16 protein-coding genes and 1 pseudogene are annotated in these 21496 nt (G+C 34.3%); 11 read left to right on the top strand and 6 right to left on the bottom strand.

Annotation, left to right across the window (positions count from 1 at the left end; all coding sequences use genetic code 11):
- From BLT80_RS18930 to BLT80_RS18915, 4 genes and pseudogenes are all read right to left on the bottom strand, one after another.
- Positions 1-276: pseudogene (locus tag BLT80_RS18930) on the bottom strand (hypothetical protein); the annotation flags it as partial.
- Positions 277-380: 104 nt separating this feature from the next.
- A complete protein-coding gene (locus BLT80_RS18925; protein WP_092470243.1) occupies positions 381-752 on the bottom strand; it encodes a transposase in 372 nt (123 codons plus the stop codon).
- 187 nt (positions 753-939) lie between these two features.
- A complete protein-coding gene (locus tag BLT80_RS18920; RefSeq protein ID WP_092470945.1) occupies positions 940-1809 on the bottom strand; it encodes an exonuclease domain-containing protein in 870 nt (289 codons plus the stop codon).
- Positions 1809-2180, bottom strand: a complete 372-nt coding sequence (locus BLT80_RS18915; RefSeq protein WP_092470943.1) for a hypothetical protein — start codon at positions 2178-2180, stop codon at positions 1809-1811. Before BLT80_RS18915 ends, BLT80_RS18920 begins: the two co-directional genes overlap by 1 nt.
- Before the next feature lie 341 nt (positions 2181-2521).
- Between BLT80_RS18915 and BLT80_RS18910 the strand changes: the two genes are divergently transcribed.
- The 9 genes from BLT80_RS18910 (at position 2522) to BLT80_RS18870 (ending at position 15813) form a co-directional block, all read left to right on the top strand.
- Positions 2522-2935 carry an HYC_CC_PP family protein gene (locus BLT80_RS18910; protein ID WP_092470941.1) on the top strand — a complete coding sequence of 138 codons (414 nt, stop codon included), beginning with the start codon at positions 2522-2524 and terminating at the stop codon, positions 2933-2935.
- 107 nt (positions 2936-3042) lie between these two features.
- Positions 3043-6819, top strand: coding sequence for an efflux RND transporter permease subunit (locus BLT80_RS18905; RefSeq protein WP_092470939.1), 3777 nt, complete (start codon positions 3043-3045; stop codon positions 6817-6819).
- A gap of 18 nt (positions 6820-6837) precedes the next feature.
- Complete coding sequence (locus BLT80_RS18900) at positions 6838-8079, top strand: TolC family protein (protein WP_092470937.1); 1242 nt, start codon at positions 6838-6840, stop codon at positions 8077-8079.
- Position 8080: 1 nt separating this feature from the next.
- On the top strand, positions 8081-8638 hold the full coding sequence (locus tag BLT80_RS18895) for a helix-turn-helix domain-containing protein (protein WP_092470935.1): 558 nt from the start codon (positions 8081-8083) through the stop codon (positions 8636-8638).
- A 76-nt stretch (positions 8639-8714) separates the two neighbouring features.
- Positions 8715-11744 (top strand): heavy metal translocating P-type ATPase, encoded by a 3030-nt coding sequence (locus BLT80_RS18890; RefSeq protein WP_092470933.1) that lies wholly within the window; start codon positions 8715-8717, stop codon positions 11742-11744.
- A 10-nt stretch (positions 11745-11754) separates the two neighbouring features.
- Positions 11755-12237, top strand: coding sequence for a DUF305 domain-containing protein (locus tag BLT80_RS18885; protein ID WP_092470931.1), 483 nt, complete (start codon positions 11755-11757; stop codon positions 12235-12237).
- Positions 12227-14011, top strand: a complete 1785-nt coding sequence (locus BLT80_RS18880) for an efflux RND transporter periplasmic adaptor subunit (RefSeq protein ID WP_092470929.1) — start codon at positions 12227-12229, stop codon at positions 14009-14011. The genes BLT80_RS18885 and BLT80_RS18880 overlap by 11 nt, the downstream gene beginning before the upstream one ends.
- A 35-nt stretch (positions 14012-14046) precedes the next feature.
- Positions 14047-14445: a heavy-metal-associated domain-containing protein gene (locus BLT80_RS18875; protein WP_092470927.1), complete on the top strand. Its 399-nt coding sequence runs from the start codon at positions 14047-14049 to the stop codon at positions 14443-14445.
- A 435-nt stretch (positions 14446-14880) separates the two neighbouring features.
- Entirely contained in the window at positions 14881-15813 is a 933-nt protein-coding gene (locus BLT80_RS18870) for a sterol desaturase family protein (protein WP_092470926.1), read from the top strand.
- A 35-nt stretch (positions 15814-15848) separates the two neighbouring features.
- On the opposite strand, the gene BLT80_RS18865 is transcribed toward BLT80_RS18870, so the two are convergent.
- Positions 15849-17654 (bottom strand): SLC13 family permease, encoded by a 1806-nt coding sequence (locus BLT80_RS18865; RefSeq protein ID WP_092470924.1) that lies wholly within the window; start codon positions 17652-17654, stop codon positions 15849-15851.
- Positions 17655-17866: 212 nt separating this feature from the next.
- Here BLT80_RS18865 and BLT80_RS18860 point away from each other — a divergent pair, with 212 nt between their 5' ends.
- Positions 17867-18733, top strand: a complete 867-nt coding sequence (locus tag BLT80_RS18860) for a phospholipase A (protein ID WP_092470922.1) — start codon at positions 17867-17869, stop codon at positions 18731-18733.
- Positions 18734-18744: 11 nt separating this feature from the next.
- Here the strand turns inward: BLT80_RS18860 and BLT80_RS18855 are convergent, their stop codons facing one another.
- Complete coding sequence (locus tag BLT80_RS18855; RefSeq protein ID WP_092470920.1) at positions 18745-19743, bottom strand: metal-dependent hydrolase; 999 nt, start codon at positions 19741-19743, stop codon at positions 18745-18747.
- 297 nt (positions 19744-20040) lie between these two features.
- On the opposite strand from BLT80_RS18855, the gene BLT80_RS18850 reads away from it, so the two are divergent.
- Positions 20041-20901: a methyltransferase domain-containing protein gene (locus BLT80_RS18850; protein ID WP_092470918.1), complete on the top strand. Its 861-nt coding sequence runs from the start codon at positions 20041-20043 to the stop codon at positions 20899-20901.
- Positions 20902-21496: the final 595 nt, after the last annotated feature.

The raw sequence follows: 21496 nt of genomic DNA, 5'->3' as shown, positions 1-21496 counted from the left end.
TTGGTTAGACCTTGTGACTTCTACATCTTTTATAATGTTATTGTATTTATAAAAACGATGATACGAGTTAGTCGTTCTGGCACTAGTTCTCTTTCTAAGTGTTAGCATTTGGTGCTTTCTAAGAACATTAAATAAAGTATCTCTACCAACCTTAATATTGGCTTCAGTAAAATCTGCATCTAATGATTTTAAAAGTTTTCTAACGCCTTCTCTAGGAAGGGATTTGCGTCTTTCTCTAACAATTTCAATAATCTGTTGTTCTATTTCTAAACGCATATCAGCTCTAGATTTGTATTTATAATACGCATCACGTTTAAGCCCAAAACAATGGGTTATGGTAGTTAAAGAAGCAAATCCCTTAGATTTCTGTTCAGCTTTTACTAAGGCTTTATGCTTAACTTTTTTTTTAATTCAGCTACAGATTTATAGCCAAGATCTTCGGCAGCTACTTCCAGATATGAATCTAATACCAAAGCATCTAGATCCTTTTTATACAGTAGTTTTTTGAGCTGTTCAATTTCCTTTTGAAGAGCTTTGATTCTTGAAATTTCGTCTTTAGTTTCCACTTTTACTCTGGTGTTCATTAAGTCTTTACGATTGTACTTTTTAATCCACTCATTAACGGTTGTAGGCGCAATAGAGTAGAGTTTACATAGTTCACTCTTTGTGTGTTTTCCGGTTGTAAGTTCGGCTAAAATTTTCAGTTTAAAAGGTTCTGAATACCGTCTAATTACTTTGTCATTTTTGTACATAATGTTTAAAATTATGTAGCCTTTATTCAGGACGGGTCAAAATGTATGGTAACGTTGTTGTATATGGTTTGTTGCGTGGTTTAAGCATCTAATTTAGCAAATAAAAACCGAATAGAAAATCCGCGAGGATTTTCGTAAGTAGGCTAGAACTAGCAATAAATTATATACGGTGTTAGGCAAAGTTATTTTATTCTTTATTCGATTCATATAATGCAACAAAATCTGATTCTTTCAATATTCTTAAATTTTGTCCTTTTATTTTCAATTCCTCTGCTTTTAAGTGTTTAGAACTTTTGTTTTTTCCTGAAAGTCTGCTAATATCTTGGTCTCCAACAACTAAAAGAGTTGTTTTTTTCGTTACACTATTCACAACATTGCAACCAATTTCAGATGCAAGCAAAGAAGCTTCTCTTCTCGGAATTTGCAGTGAACCTGTAAAAACTAAAACTTCTCCGAACAAATTCCCATCAGGATTTCCCTCTTTTGAAACAGATTTGCTATAAGTTTTTGCATTAGCTAAAATAGGATTGTTAACTCTTATTATCCATTCGTCAATTGTGTTGTCCTCTTCTTTAATTGCAGAAATTAAAATATGAGCTGAAGCCTTTGCATCTTCCAAAGCATCGTGATGATTGAATGAATAACCTAATTTTTTACAAACATTAGCAAGTCCGTAACCTTTGTATGCAAATTCATTCCAACATCTTCGAGCAACTTTTGCTGTATCTATCCAATTATTTTGGATTGCAGGAAGTCCATATTTTTCACAAGTTCTATTTATTGAAACTCTGTCAAAATGAGTATGACAAACACAAACATAATTTTCTAAATTTTGTTTAAGAACCTCATATATTTCTGGAAATTTTGGGCTTTCAATTACATCATCTTCGGTAATGTTGTGTATTGACTCATTCCAAAAGTCAAAATAATCTTCTGGATTGATTAAACTTGACCATTCTTTCTTTATTTGACCGTTTTCATAAACCACAAATCCAATTTGACAAATTGATGCCATATCAGAGTTCGCAGTTTCAACGTCAATAGCTAAAAAGTCCATTAGTTAGCATTTTTTAATTTTTCTAAATCCATTGTAAATGTTACTATCATTTTTGTTTTTGTACAAGTCAAAACAATTTCCTCATTCATATCAATATTCAAATCTTCTCCTCGAAGTGCTTGCCATTTAGCGATGTAATTCAATGCTCCAATTTTTTCCTTTTTCTTTAAAGCTTTATCAACTCCGCCTTTATATCCAAGAACTGGTAATTCTCCTCTTTTTGCTTTTTCTGCTAATTCAAGTTCTTTTATTGCTAATGCTCTACCGACTTCATAATTTTTTATCAAGCCTTTGTCTTCTTGTCTCCAAGTTTCTTCCCAAGTCAGATTTTCTCTATCAGGTTCTGAATAACTTCTGTAAATTCTTGTCATTGTCGTTGGTTTTTAATTTTGCCTAACGTATTATATCAACTAAATAACATTCCATATCCCTTATTCCTTTCCGGATAAGATATGTTTTAACACGCCGTTATAAGTTTATAAAGTTACAACATCCTTTCGATTTTTATATACGTAACTTTACGTAGTGTTATGATAATTAATGATTTGTAGACAGGTTCGTTTTTATTGGAATCCCTTCATAAGTTTAAAAGGGAGTGCAGCGTTTTTATACCTTTAAACCGTTTCAAGATGTCCTTAAAGCGCATTACATCATTTAAACTTCTGTTAAACAAAAAAATAGTTTGTTCAATTTTTGTAACTTCGCGTTTCATATGAAAGCAGTTTCTCATAAAATAATGTCTTTAGTGATGGCGTTTGTAGTTTTATTTTCTACACTGTCGTTCACAATCAATATGCATTATTGTGGTGACACTTTAGTAGAAACAGCTGTCTTTAATAAAGCCAAAGGCTGTGGTATGGATATGGCAAAGCCTTCAACGGAAGGTTGTACAATTACCAAAAAGGATTGTTGTAAAAACGAACAATCCGTAGTTGATGGCCAAGATGAACTCCACTTGGCATTCGATAAAATTTCTATAGAACAGCAGGTTTTTATAGCATCATTTGTTTATACGTATATTAATCTTTTCGAAAGTTTAGATACCAATACATCGTCTTATGAAGACTATAAACCGCCACTCGTCCGCAAGCAACTCTTCAAGCTAGACGAGACGTATTTAATTTGATTTTTAAACAATAGACTGTATTATCCGGTGATGTCATTCATTAGGATGATTTTCTGTATGCGGTGTTTTCCTAACACCTATATCTAATTGTTTAAATATCAAACCTCATGCTAAATAAGAGCATCAAATTCTTAATAGAGAATAAACTCATAGCCGTTTTATTGCTCGTCCTTTTTGTAGGATGGGGCACTGTAAATGCACCTTTTAATTGGAATACTGGCTTTTTACCAAGTGATTCTGTCGCTGTAGATGCTATTCCAGATATTGGCGAAAATCAACAAATCGTTTTCACCAAATGGGATGGTCGTTCCCCACAAGATATAGAAGACCAAATCACCTATCCATTAACCACGTCTTTACTCGGTATTCCTGGCGTAAAAACCATTCGTAGTTCGTCTATGTTTGGCTTTTCAAGCATCTATATCATTTTTGAAGAGGATATTGAATTCTATTGGTCGCGTAGCCGGATTTTAGAAAAACTGAATTCCTTACCAAGTGGCTTATTACCCCAAGATGTTAATCCTGCTTTAGGACCAGATGCCACAGGTTTAGGACAAATATATTGGTATACTCTTGAAGGACGCGATGAAAACGGAAACGTTACTGGCGGTTGGGATTTACACGAACTGCGAAGCATTCAAGATTACTACGTAAAATATGCATTATCCTCTGCAAGCGGTGTCTCTGAAGTGGCCTCTATTGGTGGTTATGTGCAGGAATATCAAATTGATGTGAATCCAGAATTGATGCGTCAGTACAACATCGGTTTAAGCCAAGTTGTAAAAGCGGTCAAAGAAAGTAATCAAGATATAGGAGCTCAGACTTTAGAGATTAACCAAGCGGAATATTTAGTTCGTGGATTGGGTTATGTAAAGTCGGTAGAAGATATTGAAAATGCTGTTGTGACTTCCGAAGATTACACCGCTATTAAAATTAAAGATATTGCTAACGTTTCGCTAGGTCCTGCAGCACGACGTGGTATTTTAGATAAAGAAGGAGCTGAAGTTGTTGGTGGAGTGGTGGTAGCACGCTATGGAGCTAATCCGATGGAAGTGATTACCAATGTTAAAGAAAAAATAGCAGAACTTAAAGGTGGTTTACCAAGCAAAGTTTTGGCAGACGGCCGCACCTCTCAATTAACAGTCGTGCCGTTTTACGATCGTACCGAGCTTATTGTAGAAACATTAGACACCTTAAATGAGGCTTTAACCCTCGAAATACTAATTACAATTTTGGTCATCATTGTGATGGTCTTTAATCTGCGTGCTTCCATTTTAATTTCCGGATTATTACCTGTGGCTGTTTTAATGGTTTTTGTAGCCATGAAATTATTTGATGTGGATGCCAATATTGTGGCACTTTCTGGTATTGCGATTGCCATAGGAACGATGGTGGATGTCGGAGTGATTCTGGCTGAGAATATGATTCGGCACCTCGATGATAAAAAATTGCGACTGCGAGATGATGGTTCAGAATACACTATAAACGAAGTTGTTTACAACGCCACTTCCGAAGTTTCTGGTGCCATTTTAACAGCCGTATTAACCACAATTATCAGTTTTGTGCCTGTCTTTACTATGATCGGTGCCGAAGGAAAATTGTTTAGACCTTTAGCCTTTACTAAAACAATGGCGTTAACGGCTTCCTTAGTGATTGCCTTATTTTTAATTCCGCCTTTCGCAGCCTATTTATTTAGAAAAACGACGCTTAAAACATCATTTAGACATATTTTAAATGGTGTGATAATCGCCGCAGGACTTGCTATAGTGATAAGCGGTTATTGGTTAGGCATTGTTCTGATGGCGTTTGGAGTCACAGGATTACTAACGCTATTAGGAAAATTAGATACGAAAAAAGCTAACCTCATTAACATCATCATTTCTTCAGCAGCTATTGTATTTCTTCTTGCCGAATATTGGAGGCCTTTAGGTTTTGATCGTAGTATCCTTATCAACTTGGTTTTCGTGGCCATTATCTGCTTCGGAATATTAGGGATATTCTCTGTGTTAAGACGTTTTTATGGTCAGATTTTAGCATGGGCTTTAGCCAATAAATTGTTGTTTTTATTAATTCCGACATTCGTATTGGTTTCTGGAGTGTGGATTATGAATAACACCGGAAAAGAATTTATGCCATCCTTAAACGAAGGTTCTTTTCTGCTGATGCCAACCTCATTACCACATTCTGGAGTGGAAGAAAACAAACGGGTGTTACAGCAATTAGATATGGCTGTCGCGACGATTCCAGAGATTGAAACCGTTGTCGGAAAAGCTGGTAGAACAGAATCGGCTTTAGATCCAGCACCTTTATCCATGTATGAAAATATGATTCAGTATAAATCTGAATACATGCGAAATGCAGAAGGGAAACGACAACGTTATAAAGTTAATGACGATGGATTGTTTGAATTGAAAGATGGACGACTATTTTATAATACAAATTTAGCTGTCAGTTCGAGCGCAGTCGAGAACAAAGCGGAAAACATTTCAACGGCGCTCAATGTGACAAGCAATCATCTCATAGAAGACAATGATGGTGAATACTATCGTAACTGGCGACCAGAAATTAACAGTCCTGATGATATTTGGAATGAAATCGTAAAAGTCACCAAATTACCAGGAGTGACGTCGGCGCCAAAATTACAACCTATTGAAACCCGATTGGTCATGCTACAAACAGGAATGCGTGCACCAATGGGAATTAAAGTGAAGGGGCAAGATTTAAAACAAATTGAAGCGTTCGGATTGCAATTAGAAACACTTTTAAAACAAGCTGAGGGTGTTAAAGTTGAAGCCGTTTTTGCGGATCGAATTGTAGGGAAACCCTATTTACTCATCGATATTGATAGAGAAAAAATAGCACGTTATGGTATTTCTATTGAAGATGTTCAAAGTGTGCTAAAAGTTGCTATTGGCGGCATGGCATTAACGCAAACTGTAGAAGGGAGAGAGCGTTATGGAGTTCGTGTGCGTTATCCAAGAGAGTTGCGTGGCAATCCAGAAGATATAAAAGATATTTACATTCCTGTTGAAAAAGGTAACCCTGTACCCTTAAGTGAATTGGCGACGATCCGTTATGAGCAAGGTCCACAAGTGATAAAAAGTGAAGATACCTTTTTAGTCGGTTATGTGTTGTTCGATAAAATAGACGGATTTGCAGAAGTTGATGTGGTAGAAAATGCACAAGCCTTGTTTCGAGAGAACATAGATTCTGGTGAATTAATAGTTCCAAAAGGGATTAGTTATCAATTCACAGGTACTTACGAGAACCAGTTACGCGCAGAAAAAACATTGGCTGTTGTGGTGCCCTTAGCATTAGCCATTATTTTTATAATTCTCTATTTTCAGTTTAAATCGATAAGCACATCGTTAATGGTGTTTACGGGAATCACAGTGGCTTTCGCAGGTGGTTTTATTATGATTTGGTTATATGGACAAGATTGGTTTTTCAATTTTAGTCTCTTTGGTGAGAATATGCGAGAGCTGTTCAACATGAAAACCATCAACTTAAGTGTGGCCGTTTGGGTCGGATTTATTGCATTATTTGGAATCGCTACGGATGATGGTGTGGTTATGGCAACCTATCTCACACAAACCTTTGATCGTGAAAAGCCATCAGATAAAATGAGCATTAGAGCTTCTGCTTTACAGGCTGCTGAAAAACGAATTCGTCCTTGTTTAATGACCACCGTAACTACCATTTTGGCTTTGCTTCCGGTATTGACGTCCACAGGAAAAGGGAGTGATATTATGATTCCGATGGCCATTCCGATTTTTGGAGGTATGGTGATTGATATTACATCTTACTTTATTGTGCCTGTTTTATATAGTTGGAGAGAAGAGTTTAAATTAAAGAGACTAGAGAAAAAAGAGAATAGAATATAGATTTTAAAGGAAACACTAATGAGAAACTACAATTATCATATCATACTCAGAACAGTCTTTGTTCTTGGTTCTTTACTCTTTGCTCTATCAATTCAAAGTCAAGAACTAGAAACCTACATAAACGAGGCCTTAGAAAATAATCCTGAAATTCAAAAATTCGAGTTACAGTATCGTATTGCTTCCGAGAAAGTGAATGAAGTCAACACATTGCCAAACACCGAATTTAGTGCAGGGTATTTTGTGTTAGAACCAGAAACCCGAACAGGAACACAACGTTTTAAAGTGTCAGCAAAACAAATGTTACCTTGGTTTGGAACGATTTCGTCTCGTGAAAATTACGCAAGCGCTTTGGCGGATTCAAAATACGAAGACATTGTAATTGCTAAACGAAAATTAATGGTTTCTGTGTCGCAATCGTATTACAAACTATACGTAAATAAAGCAAAACAAGCTGTTTTAGTTGAAAACAGTGAACTGCTTAAAACTTATGAAACGTTGGCATTAACCTCTATTGAAGTGGGCAAAGCTTCTGCTGTAGATGTTTTTAGATTGCAAATGCGACAGAATGAATTAGAGCAACTAAGGTTGGTTTTAGAACAACAGTACTTAGCAGAACAAACTGCGCTTAATAAGCTTTTGAATAGAGAAAAAACTATTGAAATTGCTGTTGTTGATGAACTGATAATGCCTTCTGAAGATTTTGAAATTAATACAGAAAATTTAGCATTGCATCCTGAATTGTTGAAATACGATAAACTGTTTCAATCGGTAGAACAATCCGAATTATTGAATCAGAAAGAAAGTCATCCGTCATTTGGCTTTGGATTCGATTATATAAATATTCAAGCCGGTTCAGACATTACGTTTAGTGAAAAAGGCAAAGATATTTTTATGCCAACGGTAGCGCTTTCTATTCCTATTTTTAATAAGAAATACAAATCGATAACGAAGCAAAACGACTTACAGCAACAAGAAATTGAAGCCCAAAAACAAGAACGATTAAACGCTTTAGAAACGCTTTTGGACACTGCTATAAACGATAGGATTTCTGCAAGAATAAGTTATGATACACAGGTTAAAAACTTAAAACAAGCCAAAGATGCAGAAGCCATTTTGATGCGAAGCTATGAAACAGGAACTATTGATTTTAATGATGTATTAGATATTCAGGAATTACAATTAAAGTTTCAAATGAACCAAATTGAAGCGATCTTTTCGTATTATATTCAAACAACGCGTATTAACTATTTAATTCAATAAAATGGGACATACCTTAATCATAAAAAACATGGTTTGTGCGAGATGCAAATCAACTATAGTGGATCTATTGGAGCGTCATGGTTTAGATATTGAATCTATAGCGCTTGGGAAAGTGGTTGTCAAGCAGGATTTCAACCCCAAGTACGACGTTATTAAAAGTGAACTAAAAGACTTAGGGTTTGAGTTAATTGAAGATGAATCGAAGGCATTGATAGAGCTAATTAAAGTGCTTGTCATTCAGTTTATATCCGAAAACACTTCGGAACCTATTATTTCAAAAATCACACAAGCGATTGGTAAAAATGATTCGGCAATTAGTAAGCTTTTTAGTAAGTCGGAAGGCCTTACACTTGAGAAATATATTATCAATTTAAAGATTGAAAAAGTAAAAGAATACATTCAATTAAATCAACTCAATTTTTCTGAAATAGCATACCAACTCAATTATAACAATAGTAGCCATTTAGCAAAACAGTTTAAATCGGTAACAGGAATGTCTATGACACACTATAAAAAATTACAAGATTGGGATCGGAAAGCATTAGACCAAATTGTATAAATTATAACCAGAATTAGAAAAACGTATGCTTTAAAACGGTAATACATTTGTTATTGAATTGTAAAGAACGAATAAAATGAAACATACATATCATATACACGGAATGACTTGCAATGGTTGTCGCAGTCATGTTGAAGAAACATTATCTAAAGTTGAAGGTGTTTCGCAGGCCACGGTTGATTTAGAACAGGCAGAAGCGACTATTGAAATGGATTCTCATATTCCTATAGAAAAGTTTCAAGAGGCTTTAAAAAACGATGGTGGACGCTATAGTATTCATAAACTAGGTGAGCATCATGATGTGAAGGATGAGATTCCCACTTCCGTGGGAATGGGAATGAAACATACTTATCATATACACGGAATGACTTGCAACGGTTGTCGCAGTCATGTTGAAGAAACATTATCTAAAGTTGAAGGTGTTTCGCAGGCCACGGTTGATTTAGAACAGGCAGAAGCGACTATTGAAATGGATTCTCATATTCCTATAGAAAAGTTTCAAGAGGCTTTAAAAAACGATGGTGGACGCTATAGTATTCATAAACTAGGTGAGCATCATCATGTGAAGGATGAGATTCCCACTTCCGTGGGAATGGGAATGAAACACACCTATCATATACACGGAATGACTTGCAACGGTTGTCGCAGTCATGTTGAAGAAACATTATCTAAAGTTGAAGGTGTTTCGCAAGCTACTGTTGATTTAGAACAGGCAGAAGCTACTATTGAAATGGCATCCCATATTCCTATTGAAAAATTTCAAGACGCATTAAAAAAAGATGATGGACGCTATAGTATTCATAAACTAGGTGAGCATCATGATATGAAGGATGAGATTCCCACTTCCGTGGGAATTAAGAAAGGAAAAGGCACAGGAACCTTTTATTGTCCTATGCATTGCGAAGGAGATAAAACGTACGATAAGGCAGGAGATTGTCCCGTTTGTGGAATGGATTTAGTTGAAGAACAGAACCTGTCCACCTACACTTCAGAGCAATGGACTTGCCCTATGCATCCAGAAGTCGTAAAAGATGAAGCCGGTCCGTGTCCAATTTGCGGTATGGATTTAGTCCCTATGCAACCCGATATTTCTTCAGAAGAGAAAACCTATAAAAAGCTCGTAAAAAAGTTTTGGATTGCCGTGGTATTCACACTGCCAATATTTTTAATAGCCATGAGTGAAATGATTCCTAACAATCCATTATATGATGTTTTGGAACAAAAAAACTGGAATTGGATTCAATTTGGACTATCCATTCCTGTCGTGTTTTATGCGACGTGGATGTTCTTTGAACGTGCTTACAATAGTATAAAAACATGGAATCTCAATATGTTTACGCTTATTGGCATTGGAGCAGGAGTGGCGTGGTTGTTTTCTGTATTTGGGATGTTTTTTCCAGACTTTTTTCCAAATCAATTTAAAACTGAATCCGGTGCCGTTCATGTATATTTTGAGGCAGCAGCTGTAATTCTTACATTGGTATTACTCGGACAACTTTTAGAAGCGCGTGCACATAGTAAAACCAATTCCGCAGTAAAAGAGCTCTTAAAATTAGCACCAAACAAAGCTATAAAAATAGTAGATGGTGAAGAGATTGAGGTCAGTATTGATAAGATTGAACTGAACGACATTTTAAAAGTAAAACCCGGCGAGAAAATTCCTGTTGATGGGTCTATAACCGAAGGAGATACCAGTATTGATGAATCTATGATTACAGGAGAACCTATTCCTGTTAACAAATCGGAAGGCGATAAAGTGAGTAGTGGAACCATCAATGGCAATCAATCGTTTTTAATGAAAGCAGAGAAAGTGGGTAGTGATACCTTATTGTCTCAAATTATTCATATGGTGAATAATGCTAGTCGAAGTCGTGCGCCAATTCAGAATTTAGCCGATAAAGTTTCAGGATATTTTGTACCTGTCGTTGTCATTATCTCATTAATAACCTTTGCTGTTTGGGCCATTTGGGGACCAGAACCAGCGTATGTTTATGCATTAGTCAATGCGATAGCTGTTTTAATTATTGCTTGTCCATGTGCACTTGGATTGGCAACACCAATGTCAGTAATGGTTGGTGTGGGTAAAGGTGCTCAAAATGGAGTATTGATTAAGAATGCTGAAGCCCTTGAAAAATTAGATAAGGTAGATACGCTTATTATTGATAAAACAGGAACCATAACTGAAGGGAAACCTACGGTAGAAACAGTTGGGTCTTTTAATGATGGTTTTAGTGCTAATGAGATTATACAATATATAGTGTCGCTTAACTCTCATAGTGAACATCCTTTAGCAGAAGCAACTGTTAAATATGGTAAAGCGCAGAAAACAGAAGTTTTAAAATCGGACGGATTTAGTGCTGTTACAGGTAAAGGCGTTGAAGGCAACGTAAATGGTAAAAACGTAGCCTTAGGTAATCCTGAAATGATGGCACATGCGAATGCAGACATCTCATCACAAATGGAGGAAGACGCTAAAACCTACCAAAAACAAGGTAAAACGGTATCGTTTTTAGCAATTGACAGTAAGGTTGTTGGTTACGTTGTTATTGGCGATAAAATAAAAGAAACTAGTGCAAAAGCTATTAAAGCTCTTCAAGATAAAGGGATTGCTGTTGTAATGCTTACAGGTGATAATCATGATACAGCACAAGCTGTGGCTTCAGAATTGAATCTAGCAGATTTTAAAGCGAGTATGTTACCTGAAGATAAAATGAAAGAAGTAGAGCAACTACAAAAACAAGGTAAGGTCGTTGCCATGGCAGGCGATGGTATTAACGATGCGCCAGCTTTAGCAAAAAGTGATGTTGGGATTGCCATGGGTACAGGCACAGATGTCGCCATTGAGAGTGCAATGATTACTTTAGTAAAAGGGGATTTACACGGTATTGTAAAAGCCAAAAATTTAAGTCATGCTGTGATGAAAAACATTAGGCAAAACCTGTTTTTCGCACTTATTTATAATACTGTAGGTATTCCTATAGCAGCAGGTGTTTTGTTTCCGTTTTTCGGGATTTTATTGTCACCGATGATTGCAGCTTTAGCCATGAGTTTTAGTTCGGTTTCTGTTATTACGAACGCCTTACGATTACGAAGAATTAAAATTTAATTATAAAATTATGGAACATTCCAATCAACATTCAAACAAAGGGAATTACAATACATTTTTTTTAATGTTAGGGCTATCATTTGTCGCTATGTACGTTGCCATGTACTTAAACACTTATGCCATAGATCACGTGTACTTTAGTATGACACGTTTTTATATGGTTTGTTTAGGAATTTCAACAATGGCAGTGATAATGCTTTTGTTCATGCTTAAAATGTATGAAAATAAAAAGAAGAACACAGTAATACTCGTTGGAAGCTTAGTGCTTTTTATTAGCGCGTTAAGTTTGGTAAGAGCACAGGCGCCAATTGTTGGAGATGTACTTTGGTTAAAAGGAATGATACCGCATCATTCAATAGCAATACTTACAAGTGAACGTGCAAATATTAAAGACCCAGAAGTAAAACAATTAGCGGAAGATATTATTAAAGCACAGCGTAAAGAAATAGAAGATATGAAAGCCATGATAAAACGATTAGAAAATGAAAAATAATAAAATAGTCATATATATAGCTGTTCTCTCAGTTGGAGTATTGTTAGGATGGCTGCTTTTTGGTGGTACTACACATACCGAAACAGAACATAATCACAATGCTGTAGCAGAAAGCAATCAAATGTGGACCTGTTCCATGCATCCTCAAATTATGCAGCCCGAAACTGGTGATTGTCCTATTTGTGGCATGGATTTAATTCCGGCAGAGACTAGTGCTGTTGGTTTAATGGCAGATCAATTTAAGTTGTCAGAAAACGCTGTGGCCTTAGCTAATATCCAAACGTCTATTGTTGGTAATGGTAATTTAGATAGAGATGCAGGTTTTGTTTTATCTGGAAAAATCACAGAAAATGAGAATGAAACAGCAACGATGCCAGCCCATTTTAATGGTAGAATAGAGAAGTTGTATGTGAATTCGTTAGGTGAAAAGGTCAATAAAGGACAAGCTGTAGCTAAAATCTATTCACCAGAACTTATTGCAGCGCAACAAGAATTAATTGTAGCCTATAAGTTAAAAGCGTCGCAACCGCAGCTATATAATGCAGTGAGAAATAAGTTTAAGAATTGGATGATCCATGGCAACCAATTGGATGAGGTTGAGCAAACCGGACAGGTAAAAACAAGTTTTACCATCTACTCGCATGTTTCTGGTGTGGTTACCGAAATTTCAATTAATGAAGGGTCTCATATTATGGATGGGAAACCCATTTTTAAAGTGTCGAACTTAAAAACCGTTTGGGCAAATTTTGATGTGTATGAAAATCAAATCGGTCAATTTAAAACAAGTCAAGAGGTCATGGTATCCACTAAAGCTTATCCAGATAAAATATTTAAGGGGAAAGTCGATTTTATAGATCCTATTTTAGATACTAACACACGAACTGTAAAATTAAGAGTTGTGCTCAATAATTCAGATGATGCATTAAAACCGGGAATGTTTGTTGAAGGTAAAGTTAAAAGCAACACTTTTATAACTAAAGAAACCGTATTAATGATACCGTCCACAGCTGTTTTATGGACCGGAAAACGCTCGGTTGTTTATATCAAAGCAAATCCTGACGAACCTATTTTTGAAATGCGCGACATTACAATAGGGAATCAAATTGGGGAGCATTATGAGGTTTTGAATGGGTTAAGTGCTGGAAATGAAATTGTAACCCAAGGAACATTTACGGTGGATGCCGCAGCTCAGTTACAAGGCAAAAAATCAATGATGAATAAAGACGGAGGTAAAGTCATGACAGGTCATGAGGGACATCTTGGAATGGGGAATATGGCTTCGGAAAACAATGAGAATCATTCTAATATGAATGAAAGAGTGGAAGTGTCTAAAGAATTTCAAAAGCAACTAAAAGTAGTTTTTAATGATTATATCAAATTAAAAGATGTTTTGGTAAAAGATGATTTAAAGAATGTTGTGGTAGCATCAAAACAACTATTGACTAATTTATCTAACGTAGATATGGCATTATTAACAGATAAAGAGACGCATAAGCATTGGATGGATATTGAAAAAAAGATAAAAGCTGATGCGACTTCACTATCAAAGAGCTCTAAAATAGAAGATCAACGTCGCTATTTTAAAAGTCTTTCGTCTCACTTAACAAATGCCATTGAAGTATTTGGAATCAATGAAAAAGTGTATCATCAATTTTGCCCAATGGGAGATGATAACAAAGGAGCCTATTGGTTGAGTAAAGAAGAAAATGTCGTCAACCCTTATTTTGGAGGAGAAATGCTGACTTGCGGAGAAGTGAAACAAATAATAGAATAAACATAAATCCATTAATAACAATTAAATTTTTAAAAATGAAGAAAACAATTTTAAGTGTCGCTGTAATTTTTGCTTTAGGTTTCACAAGTTGTAAAAACGAAACCAAACAAGATCCAGAGACAACGACAACGGAAGCATCGAAAGACATAGCAATGGCCGATATTTCTTTTGGAGTAAGAGGTAACTGTGGAATGTGTAAGTCTACCATTGAAAAAGCAGTTAATGCTGTTGATGGTGTTGAAAACGCAACTTGGAATGTTGAAAAAAAGAAAATAGCGGTGTCATTTGACGATTCTAAAACAGATGAAATGGCAATTCATAAAGCCATTGCAGCTTCAGGTTATGATACAGAAAAAGTGGCAGGTGATTTAGAAGCCTATGAGGGTTTACCTGGTTGTTGTAAATATGACCACGACATGGCAATGAATCAATAGGCTGATTAAGCAAATGAGAAATACTAGAATCTTAATTGCGATATTATCACTTTTAAAGCCCTTTTTTTTAGGGCTTTTTTGTGTTTTTATAGTTCTTATTGAAGGAAACTGTAGTTGCTAATTCTCTTTCCTAATTATTGATTTCGTAGTGTTGTAAACAATCGCTATTTATTTAAAATAAAACCCGGTTAAAACAGTTACTTCTATATATTCATACTGATTTTTCGAGTTTATTCTTAAAATTTAAAAAACCAAGATTGAAAAATTCGGATTTTTAGTCATGTTGATGTATATTCACAAATTAATTTTTAGTATCACGACGTTGATTGTTTTTGTTAATCATTTTTATCGGATTTTAATGAAAGGTATTAGCGAATTATTTTCTTCAGAATTTAGACTTTTATAAACAACCCAAATTTTTAAAATTAGTAGTACATGGATTTTACAAACCCTTTAGTTTACGGTGTTCCGTGTTTTTTAGGTCTTATTGCTTTAGAGCTTACATATAGCAAGGTTTTAGATAATAAGGATCTTTACAAATGGAAAGATTTACTGTCGAGTGTATCACTTGGTGTTGGATCTGCTGTGCTTGCTGCGTTAATAAAAACCGTTTCTATCGTCGTGGTTTTTAATTTTGCCTATGATATTTTTAATCCCCTTGTTGATGGTGTTAGAACAAATATTATGGGATACGAATCTTTTGGATATGCTTGGTATATTTGGGGAATTTGTATGCTTTTAGATGATTTTACGTATTATTGGTTTCACCGACAAAATCATATGGTTCGGTTTTTCTGGGCAGCACATATAGTGCACCATTCTTCAGATAATTTTAATTTAGGAACAGCGGTGAGAAACGGTTGGTTTACTATTTTTTATAAACCATTCTTTTATGTTTGGATTGTAATGATTGGTTTTCCACCAGAGATGCTTGTAGTGTGTTTAGGTATTGAAGCCTTATGGCAATTTCAGTTGCATACACAGTATATTAAGAAAATGGGTTTTATTGAGAAGTTTGTTAATACCCATACAATGCACCAAGTGCATCATGCCAGAAATATTGAATATATGGACAAAAACCACGGTGGTTTTCTAAATATTTTTGATAGGATTTTTGGAACATGGAAAGAATTAGACGAAACTATTGACATTGAATACGGAGTGTCAACACCTCCAAATTCTTACAACTTATACGTTATTCTTACCCACGAATACAAAAATATTTGGGAGGACATGAAAAAGTCTAAGAATTGGTATCACAAGTTGATGTATATATTTGGACCTCCAGGTTGGAGTCATGATGGCAGTACATTGACCATCAAACAAATACGGAAAGAAATGGACAAAGGCAATATCGTTGAAAAGTGATAGCCCTTGTGCCTAGCTTTTGGCTGTTTAATACGCTACAAATTACTTGATAGTAAGAGCGTGCCAACAATCCAAAGTGTTATAGATAAAATACCTCCAATGATTAAGAAGTGCTTAAATTTATAAGCACCAGTGCCATAAATCAATGTATTGGTTTGGTAACCTACAGGTGTGAAAAAGCTAAAATTAGAGCCGAACATTACAGCCAATAAAAATGGCTTTATGTCTAAGTTTAAGCCACTCGCAACAGCAATAGCAATTGGTGCCATAATAATTGCAGTAGCATTATTAGAAATAACCCCAGACAAAATTATGGTGATACCAAAGAGTAATCCTAAAACAATGGTTGGATCTTGGTTACTCATTATATTCAGTAAATGTTTTGACAACCAAATATCAGCTCCACTATTAGTCATCGCAATTCCCAAAGGAATCATACCAGCAAGTAAAAAAACGATTTGCCAATTGACCTTTTGATACACACTCTCTAGCTGAATAATATTGGTTAGTAACATGGCAGAAACACCAACGAGCGATGCTGTTAAAATGCTAATCACACTTGTCGCTGCGAGAGCAATAACCCCCAATAAAATTAAAAGCGCAATCATCCTTTTAGATTTTGAGACATTAGGCTTAAATTCATGCTCATTTAAAATGGCAATATTTTCAATATTATATAAGTCTGAAATTTTATGCTCTTGCATCTCTAATAATACTCGATCTCCAGGTTTTATATTAATGTCATCTATGTTTTTTCTTAACAGTCGTTCTTTAGTGTTTCTTAAGTTTCTTCTCTTTTTAATAGCGATAGGAAACGCCCCTTCAAATGACATACGACGTAAACCTTTTAGGGTTTTTCCTATGAGATTAGAGCCTGGTAAGATAAGCGTTTCAATATAGGTTAGATCTTTATCTCCATCGATGTCGCTTAAGTTTTCAAGTTGTTTTTTTTGCCGTTCTTCATTTAAAACAAAACCGTTTTCCTTCATTAGAGCTTGGAAATTATCTAAATCACTCATCAATACTAGATTATCTTTAGCCATAAGCTTTATATACTTTCCTGGGTCATTGATAACTTGATTGTCTCTAATTAATTTCAGTAACTTAGAGTCTTCTTGGTTTAAAAATTCAATTTCGCCGAATCGCTTACCAATCAATGGAGAGTCTTCAGTTACTTTAACAGTAAACACATAAGATTCAGTTTTATAATCACTAGATAGGTTTCTTTTTGGGGTCTTAGGCAAAAATCGTGAAGCAAAGGTCATAATAACTAATCCGATTAGAAAAAAGACAATGCCATACCAAGTGAATTCGAAAAAGCTAAACGCCTCTACACCATGTTTTTTAGCAATGGCATTTACAATTAGGTTGGTAGATGTTCCCATTAATGTACAACTCCCGCCAAGTATGCCAGCAAATGAAATGGGCATTAATAAACGGGATGATGAGAACCCATATTTTTCTGATAATCTTGTTACAATTTTTATAAAAATAATAACCACAGCGGTAGTGCTGATGAATGCCGATATACTTGCAGATATCAGCATAAATGCAGGAGTTAATAATATGAGCGGTAATATTTTTAGTTTTTTAATACCATCTGAGAGTAATTGAATTACTCCATTTTCTTCAAGTCCTACGGCTAATATCATTAAGGCTAAAATTGTAATTGTAGCCGGATTGGCAAAACCACTAATGGCTTCTTCTGGTGTTGTTAACTGCAACAAGACCAAGGCTACAATTATAAAAAACGCAATTTTATCAACAGGAAAGAGCTCTGTGATAAAAAGTAGAATGCTTACACCAATGATGATAAAGACTAAAATGATTGAGAGCTCCATAGATTTTTAAGATATCATATAAATGTAATTATAGAAAGAATAGAAGTGGTGCTCATTTAGAATTTAGATTACTCTTATTACATTCTAAAAAAAATAGAACCTTATTTTTTTGTTCTAGATTAGTGTTAAGTGTATATGAGTTAATTAAGCTGATTACAATTAATCATCTTTGTTTTCAGAATTTAATACGACCTGAAATATTGCAACTTCTTATGACTAGATTTATACACAACTTTAAAATACTGAAAATAGTTACTCTTTTTATTTTAGTGACTTTTACAACAGCTACAGTTTATTCACAAGCTTATACGAAAGAAGAGCTTCAAGATTCTATTGCTACGCAGCCTTATTTTTCCATTCACAAAGACAACTTTTTAGTTTCAGGTGTACCTACGAATAAAGCCATTAATAGTGCTACAGCTAATGCGAAATACCAAATAAGTTTTAAGCAAATCTTGACGCGAAGTAAGTTACCATTAGACACCTATTTGTTTTTAACCTATACCCAAAAGTCATTTTGGAATATCTATGAAGATTCGTTTCCATTTAAGGATATTAATTTTAATCCTTCTATAGCGATAGGTAAGTTTTTCTATGATAAAGAGAATCGTTTAAAAGGAGTAGGGACGCTATCTTTTGAGCATGAGTCTAATGGTAGAGATAGTATTGCATCGCGTAGTTGGAACCGTATAAATTTAGAATACACTACTGGTATTTATAAAAATACAGTAGCTAGTTTTAAAGCTTGGTTACCATTTTCCTATAAAGAAGGTAACCCAGATCTTTTAGAATACGTTGGATTAGGTCAAATTAATGTGTCTCATACGTATCAACCTGATAAATTGATATTTGATTTAAGGTTGCGTAAAGGTTTGAATTTTGAAGGTAAAGGATCTGTTAGAGCACGCGTTTATTATAATCCGTTTGGTAATAACATCTCAAATCAATATTTAATGTTAGAATGGTATGTTGGTCAAGCTGAAGGTTTGCTCAATTATCAGCAATCACAGAGTATGATTAGAATAGGTTATGTTATTAGGACTAATGAGTTTAGGTGGTTTAACGGTAGAAAAAAGTAAATGAGAAGTGATTAATTTCCTTTAACACGTTGCCATAAATCTAACATGAGTTGTTTACCGTCTCGCTGTGTTTTTTCTTGTTCAATAAAGCTCACATTTCCTGAGGGATCTACTTCAATTAAATATTTAAACACAAAATTTTGAGATTGAGGTGCCATACTTAGTAATCCAAAACGAAGATCGTTAAAGTATAATTGGTCGTCAATTTTATTTATAGTGTACCATCCTTCAGAAATCGCAATCATGCGTTTTACTTTTTCATTCTTGATTAAGTCTCCTAATAATTCATGATTCTTAGGATACGTTTCAAACGTAATGTCCTTAGTATCAAAAAAAGAATAGGTTCCTAATAAATAGGCGTTTTTAGTTTCCACATTCGCATTCCATAATATGGTATTAAGTGGAGATGGTCGCGTGTCTATGTCTTTGTAATTAATATTTTGCATTAGTAATTCGTCTTCAAATTGTGTTAATGCGACGTCTTTTAATATGAACGTTAACGCTAAATACGCGGTACTAATCGTAAGGCCAATACCATTATACAAACGACGTTTTTGTGAAGTACGCTTTTGACACATTGCTAAAATTAAAAACACCAAAAAAGGTAGTGTATATAGTGGGTCAATTACAAAAATGGTTTTAAACGCCAATCTTAAATCCAAAGGCCAAAAGAGTTGTGTTCCCCATGTGGTATGGGCATCTAACATAGGGTGTGTAATTAAAGCCCAGAAAAATAACCAACTCCAACCTTTAAAATTTTTATAGCTTTCATATCGAGATACGAGCCAACCAAAAATGGGAGCAAAAAGTACTGAAAACACAATAGAATGGGTAAAGCCGCGATGAATGGCTAATGCAGAAATGGTATCCGTAAAATACGACGCAAAAATATCTAAATCAGGTATCGTACCAGCAATAGCTCCGTATAAAATGGCTTTATAGCCAACTTTTCTACCTAAGACAGCTTCGCCTACGGCAGCTCCTAAAATGATTTGTGTAAGTGAATCCATATTGGGAAGTAAAAGTAAGATTTAGAAAGTAATGTTTCAATAGATAAATTGTAATACTTAAAAAAATCAATAAATTATTCTTTTTAAGAATTAATTTTACAATATAAGGCGTCATAGTAAACTTTTAAACATAAATATTTGTCTTTCGTAGGATAAAAACTAAGCATGCTATTTTTTTTTATAGAATTGCAATGCTCTTTTCATATAAATAGATTTTTATAATTTGATATTTTCGTCTTTAAGTTATAAGTGTAACTTAGTCTTTTAAATTTAACTGATATAATAAAATTGTTACATATGAGTATTAATACTAAATCAAAAATTATTCAGCAGATTGCTAGAACGTTAGGTGATGTACTTGTATTTCTTCGACCAAAAAAGGCACGCGAACTATCAGAAAATAGAATAACGCTAGTACATATGAATAAAAAGAATTTGACCACTCAGGAAAGGTTAATGCGTTATGTACTTGTAAATAAACTTGAGAAAATACAAGATCATGAAACAATAGCAAAATTGAACGTTGATTTTTGGCGTAATAATAAAGCTACAGAATTATTTGTAGAAACGGAAGATTTATTTGAGACTCACTTTTTACCGAATTGTACATTTATATTTGATTTACTTAAAGAAGAGTTATCTAGTCAATCAGTAGAGTTTAATACCTTAGTAGAAATAGGAACAGGTAATGGATATGTTTTGAATTATTTATCCTCAGAATTTCCTAAAATTAATCGTTTTGTAGGTATTGACCTTAGTGAGAAACAGGTAGAAAAGAATAATAAAAAATTCAGCTCTAACAAAAAGCTCGAGTTTGTAGCTTCAGATGCATTAGATTGGATTAAAAGACACGGTCAGGGTAATACCATTTTTGTGACGAGAGATGTCTTAGAATATTTTTTAGAACCAAATTTACAGGAATTTTTTAACGAAATAAACCGATTGAACAAAACTATCTTTATAGCGATAGAACCTAATGGTAGCGATCATAATTTTGAAACAAACCCTAACTCGCAGCTTTATGGAAATGAGCCTTCATTTTCGCATAACTATCCTAAGCTTTTTAAAAACGCAGGATTTAATTTATGGCATTTCTCACAAAAGCCAGTATCTAAAGGTGGTACTCAAACTTTTATTGGAGCAAAATATTCATGTTAGAAATTCGATAATTTTGGTTTTTTTTGCTTCCAAGTTAATATAATTTCATTTCAAGTATTGAGCTCATTAAGCTTGATAAGAACAGATAATGGGCAATTCTATTCTAGTTTTAGGTTAGAAGTCATGATCTTGTATCAAAGTGTTTCTATAATGATAGCTGCTTTTTGATATCTATTATTTAACTTTAAATATTAGAATACTAATTTTAAATGTATTCAGCATGGTTTATAACCAATTAGCTTCTGTGAATGTTCGAAAATCTCTTGGATAGCTACCAAATAATCTATTTCCTTTTTTATTAATAGCAAATAATTTTCAGTTTTATATACTCTTGAAAACGTCAGAAAATATGTCTGGTTTTCTTTAAAATCATTATGAGTTATTTGTATTGATTGAAAAAATAAGAATTCGATAATGTAAGAAATTTAAAACACAATTAATTAAAATCCGTATGTAAAGTGCTGTCTGTTAACTGTTTATTTGTTAAAAAGTCAATTTAATTAAATTTAATTGACTATGTTTGAATCAGTAACGATTAGTAGCGAATCATTCTAAAGCATTACCTTATTATTAATGATGTTAATAGGGTAGTAAT

Origin of the sequence: Winogradskyella thalassocola (genome assembly GCF_900099995.1) — a bacterium.
Classification (GTDB): domain Bacteria; phylum Bacteroidota; class Bacteroidia; order Flavobacteriales; family Flavobacteriaceae; genus Winogradskyella; species Winogradskyella thalassocola.
The sequence above is the reverse complement of the archived record's forward strand: the minus strand, read 5'-3'. Positions and strand labels throughout refer to the sequence as shown.

Coding starts and splice junctions, on each gene's coding strand:
- BLT80_RS18925 (WP_092470243.1), bottom strand. CDS start 752: ATGTACAAAAATGACAAAGTAATTAGACGGTATTCAGAACCTTTTAAA.
- BLT80_RS18920 (WP_092470945.1), bottom strand. CDS start 1,809: ATGGACTTTTTAGCTATTGACGTTGAAACTGCGAACTCTGATATGGCA.
- BLT80_RS18915 (WP_092470943.1), bottom strand. CDS start 2,180: ATGACAAGAATTTACAGAAGTTATTCAGAACCTGATAGAGAAAATCTG.
- BLT80_RS18910 (WP_092470941.1), top strand. CDS start 2,522: ATGAAAGCAGTTTCTCATAAAATAATGTCTTTAGTGATGGCGTTTGTA.
- BLT80_RS18905 (WP_092470939.1), top strand. CDS start 3,043: ATGCTAAATAAGAGCATCAAATTCTTAATAGAGAATAAACTCATAGCC.
- BLT80_RS18900 (WP_092470937.1), top strand. CDS start 6,838: ATGAGAAACTACAATTATCATATCATACTCAGAACAGTCTTTGTTCTT.
- BLT80_RS18895 (WP_092470935.1), top strand. CDS start 8,081: ATGGGACATACCTTAATCATAAAAAACATGGTTTGTGCGAGATGCAAA.
- BLT80_RS18890 (WP_092470933.1), top strand. CDS start 8,715: ATGAAACATACATATCATATACACGGAATGACTTGCAATGGTTGTCGC.
- BLT80_RS18885 (WP_092470931.1), top strand. CDS start 11,755: ATGGAACATTCCAATCAACATTCAAACAAAGGGAATTACAATACATTT.
- BLT80_RS18880 (WP_092470929.1), top strand. CDS start 12,227: ATGAAAAATAATAAAATAGTCATATATATAGCTGTTCTCTCAGTTGGA.
- BLT80_RS18875 (WP_092470927.1), top strand. CDS start 14,047: ATGAAGAAAACAATTTTAAGTGTCGCTGTAATTTTTGCTTTAGGTTTC.
- BLT80_RS18870 (WP_092470926.1), top strand. CDS start 14,881: ATGGATTTTACAAACCCTTTAGTTTACGGTGTTCCGTGTTTTTTAGGT.
- BLT80_RS18865 (WP_092470924.1), bottom strand. CDS start 17,654: ATGGAGCTCTCAATCATTTTAGTCTTTATCATCATTGGTGTAAGCATT.
- BLT80_RS18860 (WP_092470922.1), top strand. CDS start 17,867: ATGACTAGATTTATACACAACTTTAAAATACTGAAAATAGTTACTCTT.
- BLT80_RS18855 (WP_092470920.1), bottom strand. CDS start 19,743: ATGGATTCACTTACACAAATCATTTTAGGAGCTGCCGTAGGCGAAGCT.
- BLT80_RS18850 (WP_092470918.1), top strand. CDS start 20,041: ATGAGTATTAATACTAAATCAAAAATTATTCAGCAGATTGCTAGAACG.